We start from the raw sequence: 12061 nt of genomic DNA on the forward strand, positions 1-12061 counted from the left end.
CCGGGGTGGACTGACCTCTGGTGTATCGGTTGCATTACCAAGTGCATGGCCGAGTAGCCAAGTCGGGACGGGATAAACGCTGAAGGCATCTAAGCGTGAAGCCCCCCTCAAGATGAGATATCCCATACGAATGTAGTAAGACCCCTTGAAGACGACGAGGTTGATAGGCAAAAGGTGGAAGCGTGGTGACATGTGGAGCTGATTTGTACTAATAGGTCGAGGGCTTAACCAAGAAAGGTTAAGGTTTGGATAGAGAGTGAGAAATCACTGAACATAAACGAGGGTTATTCTTAGAGAATGACTTACGGATGAATATATTTAATGTGCAGTTTTGAAGGAATGAGAAAGCAATATTCCTTGTTTAGGGGTGTGGTGAAGTGGTATCATAGGGGTCTCCAAAACCTTTGGTGGGAGTTCGATTCTCTCCACCCCTGCTAGCTAAAGTGTTAGTCGTTGACTAGCACTTTTTTTATGCCTTTATAGTTTTATTAGTTAAAGTGTTAGCCATTGACTAGCACTTTTTTTATACCTTTATATAGGTTTATTAATAAGATTAGTTGTAATACAACTGGTATAAGTTGTCATACAAATTTTATTTCCTAGTTAGAAATCTATTGATTTTATTAATCTTTTATGTATAATAGGAATTAAGTTGTTTAAATTCTAACAATATTAAATATAAAGAGAGGTTTTAATATGGCATCAATTGATTTAAGCAAGTATGGGATTACAGGAGCTACAGAAGTAGTTTACAACCCATCTTATGAAGAACTTTATAAGGCAGAAACAGATCCAAGTCTTACAGGTTTTGATAAGGGACAAGAAACTGAACTTGGCGCTGTTAATGTTATGACAGGTATCTATACAGGACGTTCTCCTAAAGATAAGTTTATTGTAATGGATGAGAAATCTAAGGATACTGTTTGGTGGACATCAGAAGAATATCCTAACGATAACCATCCAGCTTCACAGGAAGCTTGGGAAGCTTGCAAGAAGTTAGCAGTTGAAGAACTTTCTGGTAAGAAGTTATATGTAGTTGATGGATTCTGTGGCGCAAATAAGGGTACACGTCTTGCAGTAAGATTCATCATGGAAGTAGCTTGGCAGGCACATTTTGTAAGAAATATGTTCATTAAGCCAACAGCAGAAGAAGAAGCTAACTTCGAACCTAACTTTGTAATCTACAATGCTTCAAAGGCTAAGGTTACTAATTACAAGGAATTAGGTCTTAATTCAGAAACAGCTGTTTTATTTAACGTATCTAGCCGTGAACAGGTAATTCTTAATACATGGTACGGTGGAGAAATGAAGAAGGGTATGTTCTCAATGCAGAACTACTTCTTACCACTTAATGGTATGGCTTCAATGCACTGTTCAGCTAACACAGATATGGAAGGTAAGCACACAGCAATCTTCTTTGGTCTTTCAGGTACAGGTAAGACAACTCTTTCAACAGATCCTAAGAGATTATTAATCGGTGATGATGAACATGGTTGGGATGATAATGGTGTATTCAACCTTGAAGGTGGTTGCTATGCTAAGGTTATCGGTCTTGATAAGGAATCAGAACCAGATATTTACAATGCAATTAAGAGAAATGCTCTTTTAGAGAATGTTACAGTTGATGCTAATGGTAAGATTGATTTTAATGATAAGAGTGTTACAGAGAATACTCGTGTATCATATCCAATCGATCATATTGATAAGATTGCTCAGAAGGTTAATAAGATTTCTTCAGGTCCAGATGCTGATAATGTTATTTTCCTTTCAGCTGATGCTTTCGGAGTACTTCCTCCAGTATCTATTCTTACACCAGAGCAGACAAAGTATTATTTCCTTTCAGGATTTACAGCTAAGCTTGCTGGTACAGAAAGAGGAATTACAGAACCTACACCAACATTCTCAGCTTGCTTCGGTCAGGCTTTCCTTGAGCTTCACCCAACAAAGTATGCTGAAGAACTTGTAAAGAAGATGGAAAAGAGTGGTGCTAAGGCTTACTTAGTTAACACAGGTTGGAATGGAACAGGTAAGAGAATTTCAATTAAGGATACTCGTGGTATTATTGATGCAATTCTTTCAGGTGATGTTCTTAAGGCTCCAACTAAGAAGATTCCTTACTTCGATTTCGAAGTTCCTACAGAACTTCCAGGTGTTGATACAGGTATCTTAGATCCTAGAGATACATATGCTGATGCAGCTGAATGGGATAAGAAGGCTAAGGATCTTGCAGAAAGATTTGTTAAGAACTTCAAGAAGTACGAGACAAACGATGCTGGTAAGGCATTAGTTGCAGCTGGTCCTCAGTTATAATTTGAATTATATTGTAATATATTGAATTTAATAGTTGTTAGGTATGCCTTGGTCAGATTTGGCCAAGGCATTTTTTATTTTTTAAAAATTGGGGGATTGTTTTTTTAAAAAAGTTTTTAAAGGAACAATTTTATTAGATTTTATAAAATGTTTCTTTACTATTGATGGGTAAAATGGTATTCTACCACAGTAGGATTAAATCTGAAAGGTGATAAAAATGGTAGATAGTCGTAATTTTAAGAACTTTAATAACAAGAATAGTAGAGGAGTATCTGATAATTTAAAGAAGAATAAATGGATACCTTTTGTAGTTATTGTTGCATTAGCAATTGCTTTAATTGCATTAAATTATTTTATGATGGACATTTTACAGTGGGCAAATGAGTCAATGCAAACAACACCAACAGGAACTGAAGAAAGTTCCACAGAACTTGTAAATTTTGCGCGAGTAATGATTGGATTATAAATATAATCAATTCATGTGAATAAATAAAAAATAATAATCATGCTGACCTTTTAAAAATTCTTTCTATACTTTTGATTGTATAAAAATTTTTAGAGTTTTTTAAGGTCAGTATTTTTAATTTTCAGACAAAATATAAAAAAATAACTTAGAAATAAATTTTTTTTTGAGAGAATATTTTAAAAAATTAATTGCAAATAACTGACATAATTCCATCTTTATATGAAAAAAATATCAATCCAAAGAAAAACTATTATGAGAGAAAATGATTATAATGTTTGTGTTTTTTGCTTGCACCGGATTTGGGGATAAACTATAATGTAAGCATAGTTAATAATATTGGGAGGGTCTTATATATGGATAATAAGAGAGTTGTTGTTGCGCTTGGAAGAAATGCTTTCGGTACAACTTTTAATGAACAAAAAATAAATGTTGCTAAGGCAGCTAAAGCTATTGCAGATTTAGTCGAGGATAAGTATCAGGTTGTTGTTACACACAGTAATGGCCCACAGGTTGGTATGATTCAGACTGCTATGACAGAATATGCTAGATTAGAGCCTGAGGATAGAACTGTAGCTCCAATGTCCGTATGTGGCGCTATGAGCGAGGGTTATATAGGATATGATTTACAGAATGCAATACGTGAGGAATTGCTAAATAGAGGTATTTATAAGACAGTTTCAACGGTTATAACACAGGTTAGAGTTGATCCTTTTGACGAGGCTTTTTCAAACCCTACTAAGGTTATTGGTAGATATATGACTAAGGAAGAGGCTGAAGCTGAGGAAGAGAAGGGAAATCATGTAATTGAGGAAGAACCTGGTAGATTTAGAAGAATCATTGCAGCACCAATGCCAATAGATATTTACGAGATTGATGCTATTAGAGCACTTCTTGATGCAGGACAGGTTGTTATTGCTGCAGGTGGTGGCGGAATTCCTGTATTACAGCAAGGAACACATCTAAAGGGTGCTTCAGCTATTATTGAGAAGGACTACACAGCAGCTAAATTAGCAGAATTTACAGGAGCTAAGACACTTTTATTCTTAACAGCTGCAGACAAGCTTAAGATTGGTATTGATACAGACAATGAAGAAGAAGTAGATGATATTAAGGCTGAGGCTTTAATTAAGCACATAAAGGAAGGCAATTTCCCAGCTATTACTACTCTTCCAAAAGTAGATGCATCTGTAAGATTTGTAACAGCAATTGAGGATTCTAAGGCTATTATTGCTAATCTTGAGAAGGCAAGAGAAGCTGTTAATGGCAAGTCAGGCACAACAATTACAGCATAGCAGCTAAGATAAATATTAAGGCATAGAAGTTAAGATAAATGTTAAGGCATAGAAGTTTAGATAATTCTATGGATAATAAATACAAAAATTATATTTAACAATTAATTTTAGAAAAAATAAAGTCATGTATTAGATTTAAGATAGATTTAATACATGGCTTATTTTTTTGTGCAAAAAATTGTAGATGATTGAATTCTAGAGATTTTTTATAAACTGCTATTTTTTAAAGTTTCCCTGAAAAAATTAAAGAATTTAGCTTATATAAAAAACTCATTTTTATTTTGCAAAAACTTTTCATGGAAGAAATACAGATAAATAGTAAACTAGAAATGGAAACTGTTACCATCGGAATAAAAACACTACTTTACAAAGGGTTTTTATTTTGATAATATGCATTTGCACTCGCTTGTTTGACACGATATCTAATTACTAAACTGAAGTGAACTATTAATAAGCCAAGTATAAGGATTTTATTTTCTAAAAAGATTAGTAACAAAAAAGCGTGGTAAACAAAAGAGAATATTAAACAAAGGAGAATGTTAAACAAAGGAGAGTAATAAACAAAGGAGAATGTTAAACAAAGGAGAGTAATAAACAAAGGAGAGTAATAAACAAAGGAGAGTAATAAACAAAGGAGAGTAATAAACGAAAGAGAGTAATAAACAAAAGAGAATATTAAACAAAAAAGTATTAAACAAAAGAAAGCGATTAAGAATAGAAACTAAGAATTAATTGGATCTGTTTTAAAAGATTAGCTAAGAAACATATGATTTTACCTAGTTTACAAAAGAGTGATTTGTAAGTTTACGAAAGAAAAAGCAATATAGAGTATTCGTGAAAGGTTATGAATTGTAAAGAATACAATTTTTAGAAATTATAAATACAGAATACAGTTATTGTGGGGAAAACTTAATATTTTAAGAAGTAACAAAAAATTAAATCTGTTGGGTATATGTGTAAATCTCCGCAATTAGATCGATTTATACGCAGATTTAGCACAAGATAAACGTCGGGAGGTAGCAAAGATGCTTTATTTAGGAAGTAATGACTCTGTTATAAGTAACTTCAACATTACTAAGATGTTTGAGGATTTTTTCTATAATATTTTCAATATTAAGGATATGTGGAATAGTATAACTTTCGATGAAATTGAGAATATGATGTGTGGGCATGAGATGATTATAGTTTCATTAGATGAATCTGTAATTTATAGTGAAAAGGGTAGAAAATACCTGGATATGGTTCGTAAACTCTTAAAGCGTAATGCTATTCGAGTTAGATTTTTAATGTATGATTATGAAGAATTACCTAAAGCTTTATCATGGATTGTAGATCGTTACGGTAACTTCGTTCAGATTTTAAGAAGCAAGGATGATCCATTTGATGTATTTTTTAAATACACATTTCCAAATGTTTTATTAAGTGAGGGTTAAAAAGAGATAGATTATTAAATATTCATGGCTTTAATGGGGTTTAATCCTGTGTTAAAGCCATGATTTTTGTTTTACTTGCATTTAGTAAGGGAAACCACTATAATTATTATGTTTGTGCTTTAATGGCGCATTGACTGTTAATTTTGATAAGAAGAGATATTTAGATTTCTCTATTTGGAGGTATTAAATTAGATGATTAGTGCGAATAACGTAACATTAAGAATTGGTAAAAAAGCTCTTTTTGAAGATGTTAATATTAAGTTTACAGAAGGCAACTGTTATGGTCTTATTGGAGCTAATGGTGCTGGTAAGTCAACTTTCCTTAAGATATTAACTGGTCAGATTGAACCTAGTAAAGGTGATGTTTCAATTACACCAGGCCAGAGACTATCATTCTTAGAGCAGGATCACTTTAAGTATGATGAATATTCTGTACTTGATACAGTAATTATGGGTAATGCAAGACTTTATGAAATCATGAAGGAGAAGGAAGCAATTTATGCTAAGGAAGACTTTACTGAAGAAGATGGTAATAAGGCTTCTGAATTAGAGGCAGAATTTGCTGATATGAATGGTTGGGAAGCTGAATCAGATGCTGCTCAGTTACTTAATGGTTTAGGTGTTGAAACTGAGAACCATTATAAGATGATGAGCGAACTTGATGGTTCATTAAAGGTTAAAGTCTTACTTGCTAAGGCTTTATTTGGTAACCCTGATATCTTACTTCTTGATGAGCCTACTAACCACTTAGATTTAGATGCTATTGCTTGGTTAGAAGAATTCTTAATTAACTTTGATAATACTGTTATTGTTGTTTCACATGATAGATATTTCCTTAATAAGGTTTGTACACATATTGCTGATATCGATTATGCTAAGATTCAGTTATATGCTGGTAACTACGATTTCTGGTATGAATCAAGCCAGTTGCTTATTAAGCAGATGAAGGAAGCTAACAAGAAGAAGGAAGAGAAGATTAAGGAATTACAGGACTTTATTCAGAGATTCTCTGCTAATGCTTCTAAGTCTAAGCAGGCTACATCTAGAAAGAGAGCATTAGAGAAGATCGAGCTTGATGAAATCAGACCTTCTTCAAGAAAGTACCCATATATTGACTTTAGACCACAAAGAGAAATCGGTAATGAAGTTTTACAGGTTGAGGGTATTTCTAAGACTATTGATGGCGTTAAGGTTTTAGATAATGTATCATTTATCGTTAACCATGATGATAAGATTGCTTTTGTAGGTTCTAATGAGCTTGCTACAACAACACTTTTTAATATTATTACAGGTCAGATGGAACCAGATGAAGGTAGCTATAAGTGGGGTGTTACAACATCTCAGGGATACTTCCCTAAGGATTCAGCTGCTGAATTTAATAGAGAAGATACAATTGTTGAATGGCTTACACAGTATTCACCAGATCCAGATCCAACATATGTTAGAGGATTCCTTGGAAGAATGTTATTTGCTGGTGATGATGGTGTTAAGAAGGTTAAGGTATTATCAGGTGGTGAGAAGGTAAGATGTTTACTTTCTAAGATGATGATTATGGGTTGCAACTGTTTAGTATTTGATGATCCTACTAACCACTTAGATATGGAATCAATCACTGCACTTAACAATGCATTAATTAAGTTTAGTGGTGTTGTAATCTTTACTTCACACGATCATCAGTTTATTCAGACTACAGCTAACAGAATTATGGAAATTGTTCCATCAGGTCAGTTAATTGATAAGATTACAACTTATGATGAATACCTTGAAAGTGATGAAATGGCTAGAAAGCGTCAGGGATTTGCAGATGCTGCATCAGAGGATGAAGACTAATTAATATTAGATTTTTAAATGCAGTGACTTAAAGCGATGCAGCTTTTGAATAATAAGTAAAGCTGATTTAGAATAAGCACTTTACAAATAATATATTATAAACTTTAGGAAGTGAGATGCATATTTGCATTTCGCTTCCTTGTTTTACTTTTACTCTATATGTTATAATTAATAAGTTTAAAGGATATTTACGGGAGGGAGCTAAATGGCTTTAATAAACGGACAAAATAAAAGACCGGTAAAAACTGTTAATAGAGCAAATACAAAAAAAGCTAAGGAAGCAGGCAAAACTAAGCCTGATACTAATAAAAAATCAGCTAAGAAAGAAGAGACAGAAGAATATGGCTTAAAGGAAGAAGTGGTGATTTTAAGCGCTTTTGCCTGTGCTGCTATCTTAGTTTTAAGTAATTTTGAACTTGCGGGTTCAGTAGGTAGGGCAATAAAGTGGATTTTATTTGGCTTTATTGGCGTCATGGAATATTTTTTCCCATTTGTTGCGGCAGGTACAATCATTTTTTTATCAGTTAATAAAAAATATATTAAGGCAGCTAGAATTAAATCTATAGCTGTTTATGGACTTATGGTTGTTCTTGCGGGAATGTGGCAAAGAATCACTAATTATCCAAGAATTGATGGTAATATTTTTGACTTTTTTACAATTTGTGCCAATGAAAAAAGAGGTGGCGGATTTTTTGGAGGCTTAATATGTAAGATTCTCCACCCATTAGGGGCAGTGGGCTCTTTTGTAATTATGCTTGCCCTTTTAATAATTTGCATTGTAGTAATAACAGAGAAATCCTTTATTAAGGGTATGAAAAATGCGAAGAATAAGAGTACAGAATTTTTAAAAGTTGCTAAGGAAGAATATAGTAATTACAGGGAATCAAATAGATTAGAACTTGAAAATGCACAAGATGACTTTGATGGAGATTTAGAAGAAACAAATAAAGAGAAAACTAGTGATTCCCTAAGGAATAAGGTTAAGAGTGTATCTAGAATGGGTAAAAAAGCCCGTGGTGTCACAAGTGATATCTTAATTACTGATACAGCTACAAAGCCTGAAGATGAAGACGTTGACATTGAAGGAATTAATAGATCTAGCGCTGAAACGGACGAGTATAGCGATGATATTTATGATCCAAATGATAATACTCAGATTTTTAATGGCTTTGATTCTAGTTTGATTGAAGATGAGATAGAAGGAAATCATGATGATTTAGAGCCTAATAAAGAGCAAGAGGCATTTGAAAGTGATGAAATTCCAAGCGTTAATGATAATGCAACAAGAGAGGCTCTTACAGACACATATGCTAATCCTAAATCAAAAAATGATGATGCCACAAAGAGTCATTTAAAGTATAGAAAGCCAGATATTAACTGCCTTAACAAGAGCAAACAAAAGGCTGTACTTGGTTGCGTTAAGGGAAAGAATGACGAAATTGCTAATACCCTAAGACAGACTCTTCTTAATTTTGGGGTAGCAGTTGATGTTGTGGGAATTAGTTATGGCCCATCGGTTACAAGATACGAAATTCAGCCAGAACAAGGTGTTAAGGTAAGTAAGATTGTATCCTTAGCTGATGATATTAAATTAAGCCTTGCGGCAGCAGATATTAGAATTGAGGCACCTATTCCTGGTAAGTCAGCAATTGGTATTGAAGTGCCAAATAAAGAGCCTGTAGCAGTTGGTCTAAGAGAATTAATTGAATCCAAGGAATTTAAAAATAGTAAGTCAAAGCTTGTATTTGCCACAGGTAGAGATATTGCAGGTAAGGTTATTTTAGCTGATATTGCTAAGATGCCACATATGTTAATTGCTGGTGCCACAGGTTCAGGTAAGTCGGTATGTATTAACACAATTATTACAAGTATTTTATACAACGCTTCTCCAGAAGATGTACGAATGATTCTTGTAGATCCTAAGGTTGTTGAACTTAGTGTTTATAATGGAATTCCGCATTTGGCAGAAAAAGTTGTTACAGATCCTAAGGAAGCTGCTAAGGCACTTAACTGGGCTGTAATTGAAATGGACAGAAGATATAAGGATTTTGCTAAGTATGGAGTTAGAAATCTAGAGGGTTATAACGAGAAGGTGGCAAAGGGAGAAGTAATAGATGATGCAGGTGAAGTAATAAAGGATAAGAAACCTCAGATTTTAATTATTATTGATGAGCTTGCAGATCTTATGATGGTTTCAGCTAATGAAGTTGAAGATGCAATTTGTAGACTTGCTCAGCTAGCAAGAGCGGCAGGTATTCATATGGTAATTGCAACTCAAAGACCATCAGTTAATGTAGTAACAGGACTTATTAAGGCCAATGTTCCGTCAAGAATCGCTTTTGCAGTATCATCAGGTGTGGATTCAAGAACAATTCTTGATATGAACGGTGCAGAAAAATTGCTGGGAAAGGGCGATATGCTTTACTTCCCATCTAATATTCCTAAGCCTATTAGAGTTCAGGGAGCCTTTGTTACAGATAACGAAGTAGCAGCAATAGTTGAGGATGTAAAGAAGAAAAATCCACCTGTTGTATATGATGAGAGTATTTCAAAAACAGAAATAGGCGCTGCATTTGTGGGACAATCTAGTGCTAGTGATGACAGAGACTCTTTATTTGCAGATGCTGGTAGATTTGTTATTGAGAACGAAAAGGGTTCAATTGGAATGCTTCAAAGACACTTTAAAATTGGCTTTAATAGAGCAGGAAGAATTATGGATCAGTTATTTGAGGCTGGTGTTGTTGGTCAGGAAATGGGTACAAAACCAAGAAAAATTGAAATGAGTATAGCAGATTTTGAAAAAATGCTTGGGTCTAATCCAGGGCAAAGTGCCTAATGCCTAATAAAAATAAATCAAAAAAATATTAAATGATTGTTTTTGAAAGGCTGGGTTAAAAATGTGACCGAGTTAGTATTTATGCTAATTTGCAATTGTTTGACTGCTTACATTATGGTACAATCAACATGCGTTTAAAAAACGTATCTTTTAATTTTTGGAGGATTTGTATGGCAATTAAAAGTGATATTGAAATCGCACAGGAAGCAAAATTAAAACACATTAAGGAAGTAGCTAGTTTAGTAGGCATTTCAGAAGATGATCTTGAAATGTATGGTAAATATAAGGCTAAGATTTCTGATGAGGCAATCAAGAGAGTTTCTAAGAACAAAGATGGAAAATTGGTTTTAGTAACTGCTATTAATCCAACTCCAGCAGGAGAAGGAAAGACAACTATTAGTATTGGTCTTACACAGGCTCTTAATAAGATGGGTAAGAAAGCAATGGCGGCTTTAAGAGAACCATCACTTGGACCATGTTTTGGTATTAAGGGAGGAGCAGCAGGTGGCGGATACGCACAAGTTGTCCCAATGGAAGATTTGAATTTACACTTTACAGGAGATTTCCATGCAATTACATCGGCTAACAACCTATTAGCTGCAATGTTAGATAATCATATCCATCATGGAAATGAATTGGATATTGATGTTAATAATATAGTCTGGAAGAGATGTCTAGACATGAATGATAGAGCTCTACGAAATATAGTAGTAGGACTTGGAGAAAAAACAGATGGCGTTCCAAGACAGGATCATTTTATTATAACTGTTGCATCTGAAATTATGGCTATTCTTTGCTTAGCTAATGATATGGCAGATTTAAAGGAAAGATTAGGTAAAATAATTGTTGCATATAATAGAAGTGGAGATCCTGTAACAGCAAATGATCTTGGTGCAACAGGTGCCATGGCAGCACTTTTAAAGGATGCTATTAAGCCTAATATGGTTCAGACATTAGAGAATACACCAGTGTTAGTACATGGCGGCCCTTTTGCTAATATTGCACATGGATGTAATTCAGTAAGAGCAACTAAGCTATCTTTAAAACTTGCTGATATTACAGTAACAGAGGCAGGTTTTGGTGCTGACTTAGGAGCAGAAAAATTCTTAGATATTAAGTGTCGTATGGCAGGTCTTAAGCCTGATGCAGTAGTTTTAGTTGCTACTGTAAGAGCACTAAAGTATAATGGTGGAGTTGCAAAGCAAGATTTAAATGAAGAAAATCTTGAAGCACTTAAAAAAGGAATTGTTAATCTAGATAAGCATATTGAGAATATTCATAAATTTGGTATTCCAGTTGTTGTTACACTTAATTCTTTTGTTAGCGATACAGAAGCAGAATATGCATTTATTAAGGAGCATTGCGAAGCTCTTGGATGTGAGTTTGCATTAGCTAATGTATGGGCTAAAGGCGGCGAGGGCGGCATTGAACTTGCAACTAAAGTCCTTGAAACATTAGAGAATAAGGAAAGTAATTATAAGCCAATATATTCTCTTGATTTATCCCTTGAGGATAAGATTGAAACAATCGCTAAGGAAATATATGGTGCAGCTTCAGTAAGTTTTGATACAAAGGCTAGAAAGGCTCTAGATAAGATTACACAAATGGGCTATTCTAATTTACCAATTTGTATGGCTAAGACTCAATATTCATTATCAGATGATGCTAGTTTATTAGGAAGACCAACAGGCTTTAATATAAATGTAAGAGAAGTATATGTTAATGCAGGTGCAGGTTTTGTAGTTTGCTTAACTGGTAAAATTCTTACAATGCCAGGTCTACCCAAAAAACCAGCAGCACTTGGAATTGATTACGATGAAGAAGCTGATAGAATAACAGGATTATTCTAAGTGAATAAAAAAGACATTTGCTTATATTGAAAACAAAATCTAGT

7 protein-coding genes, 1 tRNA gene and 1 rRNA gene are annotated in these 12061 nt (G+C 34.0%); all 9 read left to right on the top strand.

Features of this window, described 5'->3' with window-relative positions; all coding sequences use genetic code 11:
- Nucleotides 1-232, top strand: a 23S ribosomal RNA gene (locus T537_RS0105450); the annotation flags it as partial.
- A 131-nt stretch (nucleotides 233-363) separates the two neighbouring features.
- Nucleotides 364-434 (top strand) — tRNA-Trp (locus T537_RS0105455).
- 262 nt (nucleotides 435-696) lie between these two features.
- Complete coding sequence (gene pckA / locus T537_RS0105460) at nucleotides 697-2310, top strand: phosphoenolpyruvate carboxykinase (ATP) (protein ID WP_027437765.1); 1614 nt, start codon at nucleotides 697-699, stop codon at nucleotides 2308-2310.
- 217 nt (nucleotides 2311-2527) lie between these two features.
- Nucleotides 2528-2776: a hypothetical protein gene (locus tag T537_RS0105465; protein ID WP_027437766.1), complete on the top strand. Its 249-nt coding sequence runs from the start codon at nucleotides 2528-2530 to the stop codon at nucleotides 2774-2776.
- A 353-nt stretch (nucleotides 2777-3129) separates the two neighbouring features.
- Nucleotides 3130-4068 (top strand): carbamate kinase, encoded by a 939-nt coding sequence (arcC, locus tag T537_RS0105470; protein WP_031556648.1) that lies wholly within the window; start codon nucleotides 3130-3132, stop codon nucleotides 4066-4068.
- 1025 nt (nucleotides 4069-5093) lie between these two features.
- The gene (locus T537_RS0105475) at nucleotides 5094-5501 is read left to right on the top strand and encodes a hypothetical protein (RefSeq protein WP_027437768.1); all 408 of its coding nucleotides are present in this window, start codon (nucleotides 5094-5096) and stop codon (nucleotides 5499-5501) included.
- Nucleotides 5502-5693: 192 nt separating this feature from the next.
- Nucleotides 5694-7331 (top strand): ABC-F family ATP-binding cassette domain-containing protein, encoded by a 1638-nt coding sequence (locus tag T537_RS0105480; RefSeq protein ID WP_027437769.1) that lies wholly within the window; start codon nucleotides 5694-5696, stop codon nucleotides 7329-7331.
- 205 nt (nucleotides 7332-7536) lie between these two features.
- On the top strand, nucleotides 7537-10167 hold the full coding sequence (locus T537_RS0105485; protein ID WP_031556649.1) for an FtsK/SpoIIIE family DNA translocase: 2631 nt from the start codon (nucleotides 7537-7539) through the stop codon (nucleotides 10165-10167).
- Between the two features lie 176 nt (nucleotides 10168-10343).
- Complete coding sequence (locus T537_RS0105490; protein ID WP_031556650.1) at nucleotides 10344-12017, top strand: formate--tetrahydrofolate ligase; 1674 nt, start codon at nucleotides 10344-10346, stop codon at nucleotides 12015-12017.
- Nucleotides 12018-12061 lie beyond the last annotated feature (44 nt).

Origin of the sequence: Lachnospira multipara LB2003 (assembly GCF_000702205.1) — a bacterium.
In the GTDB taxonomy this organism is placed as follows: domain Bacteria; phylum Bacillota; class Clostridia; order Lachnospirales; family Lachnospiraceae; genus Lachnospira; species Lachnospira multipara_A.